Annotated in this window: 15 protein-coding genes and 1 pseudogene; 12 read left to right on the top strand and 4 right to left on the bottom strand. The window is 59.8% G+C overall.

Annotated features, from left to right (window positions below; translation table 11 throughout):
• Together RMO15_RS19055 and raiA are read left to right on the top strand one after the other, a co-directional pair.
• Positions 1–298, top strand: a pseudogene (locus tag RMO15_RS19055) (hypothetical protein); the annotation flags it as partial.
• Between the two features lie 212 nt (positions 299–510).
• Entirely contained in the window at positions 511–849 is a 339-nt protein-coding gene (gene raiA, locus RMO15_RS19050; RefSeq protein WP_309715384.1) for a ribosome-associated translation inhibitor RaiA, read from the top strand.
• A 78-nt stretch (positions 850–927) separates the two neighbouring features.
• On the opposite strand, the gene RMO15_RS19045 is transcribed toward raiA, so the two are convergent.
• Positions 928–1,620 (bottom strand): NlpC/P60 family protein, encoded by a 693-nt coding sequence (locus RMO15_RS19045; protein ID WP_309715380.1) that lies wholly within the window; start codon positions 1,618–1,620, stop codon positions 928–930.
• An 18-nt stretch (positions 1,621–1,638) separates the two neighbouring features.
• Here RMO15_RS19045 and RMO15_RS19040 point away from each other — a divergent pair, with 18 nt between their 5' ends.
• Genes RMO15_RS19040 through RMO15_RS19030 form a run of 3 tightly spaced genes read left to right on the top strand, consistent with a single transcriptional unit; the run spans position 1,639 to position 5,034 of the window.
• A complete protein-coding gene (locus tag RMO15_RS19040; protein WP_309715377.1) occupies positions 1,639–2,550 on the top strand; it encodes a DUF1186 domain-containing protein in 912 nt (303 codons plus the stop codon).
• Positions 2,551–2,587: 37 nt separating this feature from the next.
• Positions 2,588–4,090, top strand: a complete 1,503-nt coding sequence (locus RMO15_RS19035; protein ID WP_309715375.1) for a sugar ABC transporter ATP-binding protein — start codon at positions 2,588–2,590, stop codon at positions 4,088–4,090.
• Positions 4,090–5,034 (top strand): ABC transporter permease, encoded by a 945-nt coding sequence (locus tag RMO15_RS19030; RefSeq protein WP_309715372.1) that lies wholly within the window; start codon positions 4,090–4,092, stop codon positions 5,032–5,034. The genes RMO15_RS19035 and RMO15_RS19030 overlap by 1 nt, the downstream gene beginning before the upstream one ends.
• On the opposite strand, the gene RMO15_RS19025 is transcribed toward RMO15_RS19030, so the two are convergent.
• Positions 5,031–6,542: a phytoene desaturase family protein gene (locus tag RMO15_RS19025; RefSeq protein ID WP_309715370.1), complete on the bottom strand. Its 1,512-nt coding sequence runs from the start codon at positions 6,540–6,542 to the stop codon at positions 5,031–5,033. The genes RMO15_RS19030 and RMO15_RS19025 overlap by 4 nt on opposite strands.
• Positions 6,535–7,425, bottom strand: a complete 891-nt coding sequence (locus tag RMO15_RS19020; protein WP_309715367.1) for a phytoene/squalene synthase family protein — start codon at positions 7,423–7,425, stop codon at positions 6,535–6,537. The genes RMO15_RS19025 and RMO15_RS19020 overlap by 8 nt, the downstream gene beginning before the upstream one ends.
• 61 nt (positions 7,426–7,486) lie before the next feature.
• On the opposite strand from RMO15_RS19020, the gene RMO15_RS19015 reads away from it, so the two are divergent.
• The 3 genes from RMO15_RS19015 (at position 7,487) to RMO15_RS19005 (ending at position 10,122) form a co-directional block, all read left to right on the top strand.
• On the top strand, positions 7,487–8,452 hold the full coding sequence (locus RMO15_RS19015) for an ABC transporter permease (RefSeq protein ID WP_309715363.1): 966 nt from the start codon (positions 7,487–7,489) through the stop codon (positions 8,450–8,452).
• A gap of 172 nt (positions 8,453–8,624) precedes the next feature.
• Positions 8,625–9,566, top strand: a complete 942-nt coding sequence (locus tag RMO15_RS19010) for an ABC transporter permease (protein WP_309715360.1) — start codon at positions 8,625–8,627, stop codon at positions 9,564–9,566.
• 40 nt (positions 9,567–9,606) lie between these two features.
• A complete protein-coding gene (locus RMO15_RS19005; RefSeq protein WP_309715358.1) occupies positions 9,607–10,122 on the top strand; it encodes a hypothetical protein in 516 nt (171 codons plus the stop codon).
• Position 10,123: 1 nt separating this feature from the next.
• On the opposite strand, the gene RMO15_RS19000 is transcribed toward RMO15_RS19005, so the two are convergent.
• On the bottom strand, positions 10,124–10,609 hold the full coding sequence (locus RMO15_RS19000; protein ID WP_309715357.1) for a DinB family protein: 486 nt from the start codon (positions 10,607–10,609) through the stop codon (positions 10,124–10,126).
• Positions 10,610–10,756: 147 nt separating this feature from the next.
• On the opposite strand from RMO15_RS19000, the gene RMO15_RS18995 reads away from it, so the two are divergent.
• The 4 genes from RMO15_RS18995 to RMO15_RS18980 form a co-directional block, all read left to right on the top strand.
• Positions 10,757–12,751: a beta-galactosidase trimerization domain-containing protein gene (locus RMO15_RS18995; protein ID WP_309715355.1), complete on the top strand. Its 1,995-nt coding sequence runs from the start codon at positions 10,757–10,759 to the stop codon at positions 12,749–12,751.
• Between the two features lie 204 nt (positions 12,752–12,955).
• Entirely contained in the window at positions 12,956–13,507 is a 552-nt protein-coding gene (locus RMO15_RS18990) for a TetR/AcrR family transcriptional regulator (RefSeq protein WP_309715352.1), read from the top strand.
• Positions 13,504–14,964, top strand: a complete 1,461-nt coding sequence (locus RMO15_RS18985; RefSeq protein ID WP_309715349.1) for a TolC family protein — start codon at positions 13,504–13,506, stop codon at positions 14,962–14,964. Before RMO15_RS18990 ends, RMO15_RS18985 begins: the two co-directional genes overlap by 4 nt.
• Positions 14,965–14,966: 2 nt before the next feature.
• The coding region (locus RMO15_RS18980) for an efflux RND transporter periplasmic adaptor subunit (protein WP_309715346.1) at positions 14,967–16,241 on the top strand (1,275 nt) is incomplete at its 3' end.

The raw sequence follows: 16,241 nt of genomic DNA, 5'->3' as shown, positions 1-16,241 counted from the left end.
TGCGCTGCAACAAGGCACCACCCGCGCGGCATCGTCGAATCTGGGAGTGGTGCCGCTGATTCATCTCAGCGGTGAGCGCAAGCTCAGTGAGCGCTGGAAGCTCCTGCTCGATGCCGATGGCCTCGCCGCGCAACAGGGACGTGCTTTTGATGTGGGACTGTTTTTGGCGCACCGCCTTTCCCCTAAAACCGACCTGACTTTAGGCGCTCGAACCCTGGAGGGCGGTGCGGACAACGAGCGTGTCTACAACTTTGCTCGCCTTGACTATCTGAGCATGGGGCTTGTCTTGAAGTTGTGAGAAAAATATTTCGTGAAACAGGGAACGCATGGCTTCTTTGTTGCGTATTATTAAGCAACGAAGGGGAGTAGCGACCGGCTCGGAAGCCGGGGGAAGTTTCGTCAAGACGCTCACTGCGGTGGGCCGGAGCTTTCCTTTTTCTCAAAATTGCAAGACCTTCGCCAGGGCACCCTCTGGCGAGGGTCTTTTTGGGTTACGAGAAAGGTTTTGCGATGAATATTCAGGTACAGGGTCGTCATCTGGTAGTGACCGAAGCACTTCGGCAGCACACAGAACTTTTACTTGGGCGTCTTGGGCGTCAGTTCCCCGCCATTCGTCATAGCCACGTCACCTTTACAGCGGAGCAACAAGGACTTCGTGCTGATATTCGGGTCTGGGCCGAGGGTCTGGACTTAAGAACTGGGGAGCAAAGCGGCGACCTCTATTCTGCACTTTCGCGTGCGACAAGCAAGCTGGAGCGCCGCCTTCAGAAGCATAGCGACCGTTCCTACCGCTTCGGCAACCACCACGGGCAGCATGAGTCTCCACGCTATCCGTTACACCGTCGGTAAGCCACGCTACGCCCGGAAACGTAGCGAGCGCTGCTGGCGAGCCTCCCACATCACCGACGATGCGGGAGGCTTTTATTTTTAGAGAAAGCGCTGTGCCGCTGCATTGGCCCGGTGCCAGACGGTGGTTCTCTTAACGACGTCGCCGGTCTGGGGCGCTTCTGCCTGCCAGCCATTGCCTAGATACAACGCGACATGGCCTGGTGTGCAGACCACATCACCGAAGCGCAGCTCTCCAAGCACGGGCTTGCCGGACTGAGCGATCGCACTCGACGTTCGCGGGATGCTCTTGCCCGCGACACGTAGCATCGCGCCCACAAACCCCGAGCAGTCGCAGCCCACTTTTGTGTTTCCGCCGTAGAGATAGGGCACCCCTAGCCACTCCTCCACCGTCTTTGCGATCTTTTGGCAGACTCCCGGCGGTGGCACAAGCTGCTCCTCACCGAGCCGTAGCCGCACGTAGCCCTCAAACGCCTCGCTATCGGTGCGGATCTTCGCCTCACGAGCATCCGTGCGAACGCGCACGGAGTCGCCATCAAGCTCTAGCGCTTGCACGGCTCCCTTGCCGCCTGCCCAGGGAAGATAGACCTCGCGCTTGCTGGTTGCTAGATCCGCACGAAAGACCATGTCCCGCGTCCCCCACCAGACACTTCGTGGCGTGAGCAACACCGGCCCTTGTCCACCGGGAAAGTCACTTTTGTAGATCGTCGAAACCCGCCGTCCCTCGGGCAGAACAATCTCCCGTGCGTTGCGTTGCGCTTCTTGTCGCTTCATGAGGTATATTTTACCGCGATGAACCAAACACAAGACGACCTGCTAAGCACGCTGGATCAGCTAGCGGACGCAGACTGGGACACAGTTGTCACTCCCAAACAAATTGAAGCTCTGGTGACACAGGGCGAAGCGCTTGTCCCTGCTCTGCTGGAGCGCATTATCGATGAGGCACTTCGGGCACGAAACGACGGAGAGCTTTTACTTGACAACATCGCCTATCTGATAATTTTTGCGCTCTGTGAGCTGGCCATTCCGGAGACCGCCGAGCCGGTGTTTCATGCCTGCTTTGAGGGCGAGGATCATGACATTCTGGAGTGGCTTGACAACGTGCTCTGGAAGTTCGGTCCGAGCGCCGTCCCGATTCTGGAGCGAGTTGTCTGCAACGATGCGCTGGACTGGTATGCTCGGGCAGTGGCTCTGGAGGTACTGGAGCAGATCGCCCGTGACACGCCAGAGACCCGAGAGGCACACAAAGCCTTTCTTATAAAGCAGCTTACAGAGCACCTCGACCGGGGAGGAGAGCCTGAGAACGACCACATCGCCTCTCTTATCAGTGATCTGACGAATCTCCGTGATCCCGAGGCCCGCCCGCTGATTGCCCGTGCCTTCGCTGAGAACCGTGTGGATCGCTCCTTCATCACGGAAGAGAACGTGGAGGACAGCTATAAAGACTCCGGGCATGTGCGTGTCTCAGACCGCAGTACAAGTATACTTGAGGACTACCGAGCCTGGCACCAGCAAAACAAGCTGGAGATGCAGGAAATCGAGGCACGGCGCGTTCGAGAAGCGCTGAAAGAGTCGCAGCGCATGATCTTTCAAGGACGGCCTGCGCCGCCACCGAGCAAGAAGCCAGGGCGCAACGACCCGTGCTGGTGTGGCAGTGGCAAAAAATATAAGAAGTGCCACCTGGAAGCGGATCAGAAACGCTAAGAGGTTTTTCGATAAGTCTTGCCGAATCTCAGCCGTGATGTCATCTAATAAACCAGCCCCTTCAGGTGAGCCGATCTTGACGATGCGGGGGATCGAGAAGTCCTTTGGGGCGGAGGTCAAGGCGCTCAAGGGCGTGGACTTTGAGGTTCGTCCCGGCGAGATTATCGCGCTGCTGGGGGAGAATGGGGCGGGGAAATCCACGCTGCTCAAAGCCATCACAGGCGTGCACACCCCGACGGCGGGGGAAGTACGCTGGTTTGGCGAGCCCGTGGTGCTGGACTCGCCGTCGAAAGCGCGTGGCTTAGGCATTCGGACGGTCTATCAGGAACTCAATTTGGCACCGCATCTCTCGGTGGCGGCCAATATCTATCTTGGTGCAGAGCCGATGAAGAGTGGCCTGCTTGACCATAAAGCGATGCGGGAGAAGGCGCAGACGCTCTTAACGCACCACGGCTTTGACCTCAACCCGGATGCGCTGGTGGGCACGCTTGGCCCGGCGCAGCGGCAAGCCGTCGAGATCTGCAAGGCGCTCTCGGAAGAAGCAAAGCTGCTACTTTTAGACGAGCCAACTTCCTCACTTGGCGAGAAGGAGATCGAGGAGCTTTTCACCACTCTGAAGGCGCTACGAGAGCGTGGGATTGGGATGGTCTTTGTTAGCCATAGATTGCCCGAGTGCTTTGCGCTCTGTGATCGTGTGGTGGTACTCCGCGATGGCCTGAAGGTCTACGAGGCCAATATCAGCGAGACGGACACCTCGACCGTGGTGCGTGCCATGGTTGGTCGGGAGCTTTCTGACTTCTATCCGCGGGTGGCCGGTGAGCCTGGCCCTGAGCGGCTCAAGGTCAGCTTAGATGGTGTGGAGTTTGCGACGCGTGCGGGGGAAGTGGTCGGGATCGCCGGGCTGATGGGCGCGGGGCGCACGGAGCTTCTGGAGGCAATCTTTGGCCTGCGGCACATGTCGGGGAGTGTTGTTGTGGATGGCAAGCCGTTGCCGCTGAACCAGGGCCCACGCGTGGCTATCAAAGCCGGAGTGGGAATGCTCACTGAGGATCGCAAGCGTACGGGGCTGGCACTGGGGCTTCCTGTCCGCCACAATGTCACTCTCGCGGGCCTGGAGAAGATCGCGCCGGGGCCGTGGCTGGCGCATGGGCCAGATAAAGCGGCGACCAAGACGGAGATCAAGCGCCTGCGGATCAAGACCTCCAGCACGGAGACGCTTATTGGGACGCTCTCGGGGGGTAACCAGCAAAAAGGGGTGCTCGGGCGCTGGCTCCATGCAGGCTCATCGGTGCTGCTCTTTGATGAGCCCACACGAGGCGTCGATGTGGGCAGCAAAGTCGAGATCTACGAGCAGATGAACGCCCTCACCCAAGACGGCGCGACGATTGTCCTAGTCTCCTCCGAGCTACCCGAGCTGCTGGGAATGAGCGACCGGATTCTGGTGCTCTTCCAAGGCCATCTCGTCGCCAATATTACCCGCCTCGACGCCACCCCTGACCGCGTGCTGCACTTTATGATGACCGGAAAAGACATCCAATAATGATCCTTGCCAAACGCCTCCTACCTGCTGTCTCCCTCTTGCTACTCTGCATTTTCTTCGCCATCCGTGTGCCGCAAGCCACCGGGCACCAGTCGTTTATGACGCTTGACAATCTCTACGGCGTGGCCGGGCAGTACGCCTACTTGCTGCTCATTGGCATGGGGGCAACCCTGGTGATTATTGCGGGGGGCATTGATCTCTCGGTGGGTAGCGTGCTGGCGCTCTCGGGCGTCACATCGGCCTATCTGATGGTGAAGTCGGGCTGGTCGGTGCCGATGGGGATTCTGGCAGGAGTGGGGATTGGGGCGCTCTCGGGCGGGCTGGTTGGGGTAGTGGTGACGAAGATGAAAGTCCCCGCCTTTATCGCCAGCCTCGGGATGCTACTCGTGGCACGTGGCGTGACCTTGCGCATTGCCAAGGGCGTGACGGTAGACGGCACCCCCGAGCAGTTCAATCAGCTCGCCTCAGGGACGGTTCAGGGGGTGCCGATGCCGCTGATCTTGGTGGTACTGGTCGCGGCTCTGATCGCCTTTATCCTGCACTACACCAAGCTGGGCCGCTATGTCTATGCCATCGGCTCCAACGCCGAAGCCGCACGCGTCTCAGGCGTTCCGGTGGAGCGTGTGCAGCTCGCTGTCTACGCCATTGGTGGCGCACTGGCCGGACTGGCGGGCCTCGTCGAGTCGGCTCGCCTCAGCTCGGGCAACCCCACGGGGGGCAACGGCTACGAGCTGGATGTCGTCACTGCCGTCGTGGTCGGCGGAGCCAGCCTCGCAGGCGGCGAGGGGCGCGTCTCAGGCACACTCCTCGGGGCGCTGCTCATCGCCGTCTTGCGCAATGGCTCGAACCTACTCGGGGTTGACCCCTTTGATCAGAACATCTACATCGGCCTCTTAATCATCGGAGCGGTGGCCTTTGACCAGAAGCTCCGTAAGCTAGGCTAAGCCGGTGGGAGCGTTTTCAAGTGCCCGGCGGTCTTATCCCCGATGATGCGCTTGTAGGCAAGCTCGGCGCTGATTAAACAGATCGGCATGCCGATTCCGGGGTTGGTGCTGGCTCCGGCGTAGTAGAGGTTCTTGACCTTCTTGCTGACGTTGTTGGGCCGCAGGATCGCGGTCTGGTTCATCGTGTGCGCGAGGCCCAGTGCGGTGCCACGGTCGTTGTTGTAGCGCTCGATAAAGTCTTTTGCCCAGAAGATGCGCTGGTACTTGATGCGCTGGCGCAGATTCGGGATGTCCATCTCTTTTTCCATCAGCGCGAGCGTTTTATCCGCGTAGGCGGCAAGCTCGCTCTCGGTGGCCTTCATGCCCGGAGCCATGGGGACCAGCACAAAGAGGTTCTCGCAGCCCTCGGGGGCGACATTGGGGTCCGTGACGCTGGGGGCACAGACATAGAGCGACGGGTCGGTGGGCCACTTCGGGTTGTCGAAGATCTCCGCAAAGCCCGCTTTCCAGTCCGGGGCGAAGATCAGATTGTGGTGCGTGAGGGTCGGGATCTTGCCTTCGACACCCAGATAGAGAATAAATGCCGAGGGAGCCAGCGTGCGCTTCTCCCAGTAGTCATCGGTGAACGTGCGCTCACTCGGTTCGAGAAGCGTCTCCGCGTGGCGAATGGTCGCGTTGCAGATCACTAAGTCCGCGCGGTGCTCGGTGCCATCTTTGAGGCGCACTCCGACGGCTTTTCCGTTCTCAGTGAGAATCTTTGCGGCGGGAGAGTTTGTATGAAACCGTGCGCCGTACTTTTCGCCGATCCGCACGAAGGCTTTCGGGATCTCATGGATGCCGCCCATGGGGTAGTAGACGCCCATATTGAAGTCAATATGGCTCATGATGTTGTAGAGCGCGGGTGTGTCGTAGGGCGACGAGCCTAGAAACACAAGCTGGTACTCCATGATCTTTTGCATCTCGTCGGTGGAGAAGAAGCGCTCGACGTACTTGTTCATCTTCTCAAAGACATGGAGCTTTGGGCCTTGGAGCATGGTCTGCTTATTGAAGAAATCAAAGACCGTGTCGTAGTTCTTGTACATAAAGCCCGCTAGTGCGATCTCGTACTGGAACTTCGAGCGCTCCAAGTAATCGCGAAGCGCCTTGCCACAGCCGGGCTCAATGGCCTCTAGCGTCGGAATGTCCCGCTCCAGGTCGGAGTACAGGCTGACGCGCTTGCCCTTGTCTTTAAAGAAGATCTGGTACGATGGCCCCAGCTTCACTAAGTCTAGGTGATCCTCGACTTTTTCTCCGAGAAGCGAGAAGAAGTTCTCAAAGACATCGGGCATCAGGTACCAGCTTGGGCCCATGTCAAACGTGAAGCCCTCGGCGGAGAAGATCCCCGCAGAGCCGCCCAGAATCTCGTTCTTCTCGAAAAGCTCGACTTGGTAGCCCGCCTTGGCCAGCAGGCAGGCGCTGCCCAGCCCCCCGATGCCGCCGCCGATAACAATTGCGCTTTGTTTAGTCATTCCAGACACTCATGGTGCGTTGTACTTTCTCCAGCGTGCTCGTGCGAGCACGACCGGTAAACGGGTTGCTTCCCTGCTGCTCTAGTTTTGTCAGAATCGCCCGGTAGAGGGCGCTTGCCACACGAACAGCGCGGCGGCCCTCAGGGCTCAGAAGCGCGATCCCCGGCTCGGCGTCTTTGTAGAGCTTGTGGGCGCGCTGCATCTGAAACTGCATCAGCGCGTAGAAATTGGCATCGAAGTGGCGCTCCGCGAACTGCGCCTCTTTGACACCGAAGCGTCGCAGCTCGTCTAGGGGCAGGTAGATGCGCCCACGCTGCTGGAAGTCCTCGTCAATATCGCGTAGGAAGTTGGTGAGCTGCATGGCGTAGCCGAGTTTTTTGGCGTACTCCAGCGCAACGGGGTCTGCGAAGCCAATCACATGGCTCATCATCAGTCCCACGACGGCGGCAGAGCCGTACATGTAGCTCTCCAGCTCGGCGTAGGTGGCGTAGCGCGTGTCTGAGAGGTCGCGGAACATGGCGGCCAAAAACGTCTCGCTGTAGTCGTAGGGGATCTGGTAGCGGTGGAAAACCTCGGCGTTCAGACGGAGCACGGGGTCGGAGGAGTCGCACAGCTGGTAGGCCTTCTGCCAGTCGGTTCGCCAGTTCTCCAGGAGCTGCCGCGCCTGCTCAGGAGCGCCATTGTCCACAAACTCATCGGGAACCCGGAAGAAGGCGTAGAGTGCGAAGGTTGCCTCACGCAAGTGCCAGGGGAAAAGACACGTCGCAAAGTAGTAGCTAGTCCCGTGCTTTTTATGGAGCCGTCGGGCTACCTCAACATCATCCATTCGACAGTGTTTGACCTGCTTTCGCGAGAGGGGCACTTCCAAGTAGTTGGTAGGCATTATTTTCCCAAACGTCGGTAATGGCAAGAGGTTCCCATTTCGTTTGGTACAATACTACCCGATGCCCCGCCGTGAGCTTCCCATTGCCATCGCTCTGATTTTGCTGATCGTCGTGGTCAGTATTGTCCAGCCACGTTTTCTCTCCGAGTCATCCATTCAGTCGGTGCTGCTCTGGCTTCCCCTGATCGCCGTCTGTGCGATGGGGCAGATGCTGGTGATTCTGACGCGTGGCATTGATGTCTCGGTGGGCTCGATCCTCGCACTCTCGGGAATGCTCACGGCGATGCTGCTCCGAGACCACAAAGACCTGAACGTGTTTGTCGCCGCCGCGATTGGCGCGGGAATCGGCGGTGGGCTAGGTATGGTGAACGGCCTGCTGATTGCCTACGCCCGCGTTCCTGCCATTGTGGCGACGCTTGCGACACTGGGCATCTACCGCGGGCTGGCCTTTGTGGTGAGTGGCGGCGTGCAGGTCAACGACTACGAGATTCCCAAGGCGCTGGCGGCCTGGACCACCAACGGGCTTTTTAACAACAAGCTCCCCTGGGTGGTCTTAGTGGCGGTGCTGGTGGCGCTCCTCACCCATGCCTTTCTCACCCGCACAAGAATTGGCCGCAACCTCTACGCCATCGGCGGCAACCCGGATGCGGCGGCGCTCCGTGGTGTTCCCGTGCGTCCGGTCATTTTGCTCGCCTATATTCTCTGTGGCATGGGCGCGGGCCTTGCGGGAGTTCTCTACGCCAGCCGCTTTGGTAATGTCAATCCTGCCAGCATCGGCTCCGGTTTCGAGCTTCTGGTGATCGCCGCCGCGGTGATCGGGGGGACGAGCATCTTCGGTGGCGTCGGGAGCGCGACGGGAGCGTTTCTGGGCTGCGTCTTGCTCGGCGTGATCAATGTCGCACTCTCCGTCCTCCAGATCGCCGACACCTGGCAGACCGCCGTCTACGGCCTGGTGATTCTCGCCGCCGTCCTCTTCGACGATGCCACCGCGCGTCGCTTGCGTCTGAACGCTACGGGGGAAGAGTGATGGGAAACGCGAGCGCCCCGCCGATCAGAACGGCGATAGTCCCCTCGATTGGAACGAGGGGACTGGCGAGCCTTTGGCTACAAAGGCCGTTCCGGCCATACCGAATTTATGGGCGGCACGCCCTTTGTAGCGCGGAGCGCTCTCCAGCCTCCCCGCTCCAACCGGGGGGGAAATGAAAAAGCTCCGTGCGTTTATTCCCGAACTGGTCGCGATGGGCTTGCTGATTATCGCCTTTATCGTCAGTGCCGCCCGCGAGCCGCGCTTTCTGGATGTGGCGTATCTCTTCGACCGCTCGACACTCTACACCGAGACGGCACTGCTGGCGATTGCGCTGACCCTGGTGATCGTGGCCGGACACATTGACCTCTCCTGCACCGCAATTCTCGCGCTGGTGGGGGCGATTGTGACGACACTCCACAGTAAGGGCCTGCCGTTTGGGCTCTGTGCCGCGCTTGCACCCGTGCTGGGGGGCTTGCTGGGCGCGATCAACGGCTGGCTCGTGGCCAAGCGCCGCCTGCCGTCGCTGGTTGTGACGCTGGGGACGATGGCGCTCTTTCGCGGCGGGGCGCAGATTCTTTTAGGGGATCACTCCCTGCCCGTGCCCGAGGCATTCCAGCACTTCGAGAAGCTCGCCATTCCGCGCACCTACTTCCACGCCCCGCTCTTTCTGGTGCTCGGCTTTGCGATTGCCGCGGGCCTGCTGCTCCATAAAGCTGTCTTTGGGCGCTTGGTAAACGCCGTGGGCACCAACCCCGAAGCCGCCCGCTACTCCGGCGTCCCTGTGCCGGGCGTTCTGATGAAGCTCTTCATTCTCTCGGGAGCCGTCGCCGGAATCGCCTCGCTCACGCTTCTCTCCCGCCTTGGGGTTGCACGCTTCGACCACGCCCGTGGGCTTGAGCTCGACGCCATCACCGCTGTGGTTCTCGGAGGCACTAGCATCTTCGGTGGGCGCGGCACTATTTTTGGTTCACTCGCCGCTTTAATGCTCATCGGCGTTGTCCAGACCGGCATGGGAGTCGCGGGCGTGAAAGCTGAAAACCAGGTCACCGCCATCGGCGTTTTGCTTTTGGTCGCCGTGCTCCTTGCCAATGTCACCAGCCGCAAGAAGCGATAAAATGGCACGGAGGTAGTCCTATGCTACAGACACTTGACGCATGAATCGCTCTTGGCTTTGGTGGGGCGCGGCAAGTATCTGGTGGGCGGCGAGCCTGGTTATTTTTAGTGCTCCCGCCGTGAGTTTTGGCCTTGAGTGGATTCTTACAGTGATTGGCATCGGCTTGGCTGTGCTCTGGCTGATCCGTTTTGTCGTTGCTCTGCATCACCCTGAGCGACGACTGCTCCTGGGAAAAGAAGCAGTGGTTGCGATTCTCATGACTTTTGTGGCCATTAGCCCCGTTACGCGTAGCATCCGTTTCCGCCTGAGTAAACCGGCACTCTTTGCTTATGCCAGGAATCCGCGAGAGGCGGAAAACATAATGCTTGGCCTCTACAGATTCGAGAGAATTTATAAAACGGAAGACGGCTGGCTGTTTGACCTTGGCGATAGTGGACTGGTGGATACAAGCGGCTTTCTCTACCGTCCTGACTCACCACCAATCGACAATCCGGTGACGAAGCATCAGCACTGGTACGGCCCGTGGTATCTTCAGAGCATTGATAGGATGCGATGACTCAGGCGGGAAAACTCGGCGCGCACTTGATCTGATAGGCTTGGCCGTGGTGGTAGCCGGGGTGGAAGGCGAAGCGGGCGAGGGCTCCTTGGCCGGTGATGATTGGCCCCAGAGCGCTCTTGATCTCTTTTTGGAGCAGCGCTTCGGATGGCTCGTAGATGACTTCTTTTACCTGCCCAGCTGCTGTGGCAAGCGCTTCGGCAACGAGGGCAGGGGTGATTTCTTCGGCAGAGAATGGAAAGGGGTTGTCGTTGACGACACCCTCGGTGGCGGTCTTAGCGATGCGCTCCAGGTTCTCGGGGACGGGCGTGCCATGAAGCTGGCTCAGGAACCAGATCTCTACCCCCGCAACATGGATCGCCATCTCGCCGATGGTAAGCGCACCCGGATAGAGGCGGAAGTTAAGCTGCTCCTGGCTCATGGCCAGAACTTCTTGGTCGAATCGTCCCCGGCTTAGCTCCCAGGACACGGAAAAATCACTACTCATGCTGCTATTCTACCCGCTTGTGCTTCTTAGAGTGCGCTTATGCTTCGCGGAGCAAGGACGATTTTCTACCACTTATTCTCAGCATGGGCTATTGCAAAATGCGCCAGGAAACCCTTAAAATCAACCTGTAATCAAAGGAGCTTTTTTATGCCGCTACGTTTTCGTCAAGTTCACCTCGACTTTCACACCTCGCCCGACATTCCCGGTATTGGCGCGGAGTTCGATGCAACGGAGTTTGCTGACACTCTAGAGAAGGCCAGTGTGGACTCCATCACGTGCTTTGGCCGCTGTCACCACGGCTGGCTCTACTACAATAGCAAAGCGCACCCTGAGCGGGTGCACCCACAGCTTGCCAATCGCAATCTTCTGCCCGAGCAGATTGCGGCGTGTCATGCAAAGGGGATTCGGGTTCCGATCTACTTGACTGTGCAGTGGGACGACTACACGGCGGAGCGGCATCCCGAGTGGCTGATGATCGACGAAGAGGGGCGGCAGCACGGCACCAAGCCCTTTGAGGCGGGGTTCTACCGCGTTCTGGATGTCTTTCATCCCGGCTACCGGCAGTTTCTCTTCGACCATGTCAAAGACTTGTTTGCGTGCGTCTCGGACGTGGACGGGCTGTTTTTTGACATCGTCGGAACCCGCGTCTCGTTTGCGCCCCACTGGATCGCAGCGATGGACGCGGCGGGGCTGAACCCTCAGGATGCGTCGGATCGCCAGCGCTTTGCCACACAAGTCATTCAGGAATGGCAGGCGGAGATGACGGCGTTTGTACGGACGCTCAACCCGGACTGTACGATTTTCTACAACTCGGGCCATGTCGGGACGCGTCATCGAAGCGAGTCCGAGAGCTACTCGCACTGGGAGCTGGAGTCGCTGCCCTCGGGTGGGTGGGGGTATCTACACTTCCCGCAGGCGCAGCGCTACGCGAGGACGCTGGGGCTGCCCTGCCTTGGGATGACCGGCAAGTTCCACACGTCATGGGGGGATTTTCACTCGTTCAAGAACCCGGCGGCGCTGGAGTTCGAGTGCTTCCACATGCTCGCGCTAGGGGCACAGTGCTCGATTGGTGACCAGCTACATCCCTCGGGCAAGATTGACGCGGCGACGTACGAGCTGATCGGGGGAGTGTATGGTCAGGTCAAGGCCAAGGAGCCTTGGTGCGTCGGGGCAACCCCCGTGACCGATGTGGCCCTGATGACCAGTGAGGAGTTTACCGAGTACACCCCGAGTGGCGGTCGCAATATTGCCCACCTCCACGGCGCGATCCGGATGCTCCAGGAGCTAGGAGCCCAGTTCGATATCGTAGACAGTCAGTCGGACTGGATGCGCTACAAGCTTCTTATTCTCCCCGACGAAATTCCCTTCAACACCCGAATGTCGTCGAAGCTAGATGCCTTTGTCTACAACGGTGGCACCGTGATCGCGTCGTACAAGTCCGGGCTGGACAGCGACGGCCAGTTTGCGACACGTGAGCTTGGGGTGAAGGCGATTGGGGATGCGCCGTTCTCGCCGGACTTTATCGTGCCGGGCAACGGGATTGGGGAGAGCTTGCCCAAAACGGGCCACGTGATGTACCAGAAGGCGCTGGAAGTGGAGCCTGCGAGTGGGGGAAGCGTCCTCTGCTGGACCGACGTTCCCTACTTCAACCGCACCTGGCGGCACTTCTGCTCCCACGCGCACACGCCGTCGTCGGGGGAGCGCAAGTACCCGGCAGTAGTGGCGAGTGGCGCGGGAATCTACTTCGCCCACCCGATCTTCCGGCAGTACCAGCTCAACGCCCCGCTCTGGGTGAAGACCATGCTCAAGGACGCAATTTCGCAGCTCTTACCAAAGCCCGTGCTGAGCGTCAAAGGCCCGTCGTCGCTGCTGGCTACCCTCAACAAACAAGAGGCGGAAAACCGCCACATCGTCCATCTGCTTCACTACATCCCCGAGCGGCGCGGGCAGGCTTTTGATGTGATCGAGGACGTGATCCCGGTGCACAACATCGCAGTCACGGCGAGAGTTGGCCAGCCTGTGAGTAGTGTCAAACTCGTCCCCAGCGGCGAGGTGTTAGAGTTCGTGAGCGAGGCCGGAGCCGTAAAATTCACCGTCCCGACTGTAAACGGCCACGCGATGATCGAGCTCGCCGCCGATTGAAATCGGCGTCTGAGTAGCCTTCGGCTGCGAAGCCCGTGCCGGGCTGGGGAAACGAACTCTCCAGCCCGGCACGGGCTTTGCGGCGCTTGCGCCATTGCAGACGCCTCATTCCATGGGGCGGCGAAAAAATAAATTCTCTCTGTGTCTTGACAAACTGACTGACTGGACGGTATTTTAAAGTCTGACCGGACGGTCAGGAATTTTATGCGAAAGCCAGAAAAACTAGAAGAGCTGCTCAATGCCGCTCATAACGTCGTGGTGCGCGACGGGATCACGCGCCTGACGCTAGAGCTGGTGGCGCGTGAGGCGGGGGTGAGCAAAGGCGCGGTGCTCTACTACTTCCCCACCAAAAATGCCCTGATCGGTCAGATGCTCCACACCTGGCTGGATGCCCACGAGCGCGAGTGGCACGCCGCTATCGAGCAGCAGCCCGAAGGCCCTGGTCGTCGAACCCGTGCGCTTCTGAGCCAGATCGCCTCACCGGATGCTATGGACGAGCGTGGGGGAGCCGGAATGCTCGCCGCGATTGCCAACGACCCCGAGCTTCTCTCGATCCTGCGGGAGCGAGTAGGGTCGTGGCAGAAGCAGCTTGAGGACGACAACCTCGACAAGACTATCTCCCAGATCGTGCGCTTTGTGCTCGACGGGGTGAAGTTCTGTGAGATTATGGGAATGAATCCTCCCGATAACGAAACCCGCCACCGCCTTGTCTCTTACTTGAACCAACTGATTACGCAACCCAATACAATGTCATGAACCAAACCCTTCGCTACTCCCTGGTAGCTCTTCTGCTCGCTTCTGCCTCCGCCTCGCTGACGGTGGCACAGCAAACAACGCCCCCGCCGATTAAATCCCTAGATCAGGCACTAAAACTCGCTCAGGCCAACAGCCCCAACCTGCGCCAGTCTAAAGAGCGTGGTCTGAGAACCCAGCAGACCATCAACCAGATTCTGGCGGGGCGCAAGCCTCAGGCCAGCGTCCGTGCCAGCTACACCCGCCTGCTCAACGGCGGCTCGGGCTTTGGTGGTGGTGGGGCAGCGGGTGGTGGCGCGGTGCAAAACCCGTTTCCGGTGCTCCTTCAGACGACTCCACCAGGAGTGCAGCCCGTGCAGCTTCCCGCCTCCAGCCGGGCCGAAGCGACTCCTACCCCGACCCCTGCCCCAACAGGTGGCGGCGGTTTTGGCAGTGGCGTGGATCTGAACCAGCAATCGGTGAGCCTGAGTGTGACGCAGAACCTTGATCTGGCGGGCGTGATCAGGCTTGCCAACCAGCTTGGGGATCTGGAGCTTGAGGTGCAGGCGCTGGACTACAAGCGCGTGCTCATGGACACGAACTTTAACGTTCGCAGTAGCTACTACAGCCTGCTGCGGGCCGAGTCGCTGGTACGCGTCTCAGAGGCCGCTGTGGCACAGAGCCAGGAGGCCCTGCGGGTAGCTCGCTCGCAGTTTAGTGCGGGCACCGTGGCGCAGTTTGATGTGCTTCGGGCGCAGACCCAGCTCGCCAACAACCAGCAGACGCTCATCTCGGCGCGCAATCAAGTTGCGCTCTCAAAGAATGCCTTTGCCAATAGTCTGGGAATTGATCCTGGCACACCGGTTGAGCTTGCGCCTCCCACCGAGACAAAAGAAAAAGACGCACTGCCCACGCTAGAAGAAGCCAAGCTGATTGCGGCAGCGTTTGCGGTTCGGCCTGAGGCGCGGCAGGCGGAGATCTCGCTCACAAAAGCCGCGAAGAATATCCAGCTCTATGGCAGAGGGCTTGCACCCTCTCTGGGGGCGTCTCTCTCAGCTAACTACAACCCCAACCCTGCGTTTATTAGCAATCAGACCACGGGCTCTGTCTCGTTAGGGCTCACGGTTCCTCTGAGCGATGGGGGGGCTTCTAAGGCACAGACGGAGGCGGCTCGCTCCGATCAGCGAGCAGCCGAGATTCAGAAAGAGCAGTATCGAAACGGGATCAAAGCGGAGGTGCAGCAGGCGCTGATCGCCGTCAAAGACGCCCATGAGCGTGCCCAGACCGCTTGGGGAGCTGTGGAGCAGGCCCGCGAGGCCTACCGCATTGCCCAGGTGCGCTTCCGTGAGGGCGTGGACACCCAGCTCTCCGTGAATGATGCCCAAACCTCGCTGATTCAGGCCGAGACCAATATCGTCAATGCCCGCTACGACTATCTTACGGCGCTGGCACGCTTAGATCGTGCGCTGGGAAAAGAATGATCATGAGAAGAAATTTAACGTTTGCAGTTGTCCTAAGCTTGGTTGCCCTTACCGGGTGTGCGCCGCAGAAAGCCGCTGATGAGAAGAAGCCGGACGCACCCGCTACAGCAACGGCAGGAACTCCGGTGCGGGTGGCGGCGGCAACCCAAAAAGACGTGACACGCACGATCTCGGTGACGGGCTCGATTGCCGCCACCGAGACCGTGGAACTGGGGGCAAAAGTCAGTGCCCGCGTGACGTTTATTGCCGCCCGAGAAGGTGAGCCGGTTCGCAAGGGCCAGCTTCTCGTGCAGCAAGACACGGCGGACTACGACACGCAGGTGCGCTCGTCGGAGGCCACGATCAAGAGCGCCGAAGCGGCCATCAAGAACGCCCAGGCGAGCATTCAGAGCGCCCAGGCAGGCTACCAGAACGCGCTCGTCAAGCTGGACCAGACCCGCACGAACTTCAAGCTCACGGATAGCCAGAGCGATGCCGGGGTGAAAGACGCCGAGCAGCAGCTCGCCTCAGCCAAGGCGCAGCTGGAGATTGCCAAGAAGCCCCAGCGCACCCAGGAGGTCTCCGTGGCCGAGAGTGGCGTCGCACAGGCACAGGCCAACTACGAGCGTGCCATGAGTGACAAAAAGCGCTACGAGAGCCTTGTGCGTGAGGGAGCCGCCGCGCAGATCACGCTCGACCAGTATGTGAATCAAGAGCGTGTTGCCAAAGCGGCTCTCGACTCCGCAAAGTCGCAGCTAGAGCTGGCCACGATTGGTGGGCGTGATGAGTCGGTTCGGCAGTCGCAGACCGCCGTGGCCCGCGCGGAGTTTGGACTGCGGCTTGCCAAGTCCAACACCCAGCAGAACTCGGTTCGCCAGGACGATATTAAAGCGGCTCAGGCAGGCGTGAGCCAGGCAAAAGCGGCGCTCGCGCAGGCTCAAGCAGGGCTTAGCTCGTCGCAGGCACAGCTTGCTCAGGCCCGAGCGGGGCTTAGCTCCGCACAGCAGCAGGTCAGCAATACCAAGATCTTCTCGCCGATTGACGGGATCATTGCCAAGCGAAGCACCGAAGTTGGGCAGCTCGCAGGACCGACGGGCTCACTCCTCACGATAATCGCGCTTGACACGGTCTTCTTTGAGGCGCAGGTTCCTGAAACCGAGATCGCGCAGGTGAAGCTTGGGATGCTGGTGGACGTAAAAGTGGACGCGCTTCCTGGACGTACATTTGCCGGACAGGTCGCCAAGCTCTATCCCACAGGAAGCACGTCGAGCCGGAACTTCGTGGTGCGCATCGAAGTG

The sequence above is a fragment of the Armatimonas sp. genome, assembly GCF_031410135.1.
Classification (GTDB): domain Bacteria; phylum Armatimonadota; class Armatimonadia; order Armatimonadales; family Armatimonadaceae; genus Armatimonas.
Note: the sequence above shows the minus strand (reverse complement) of the source record. Positions and strands in the feature narration are given on the sequence as shown.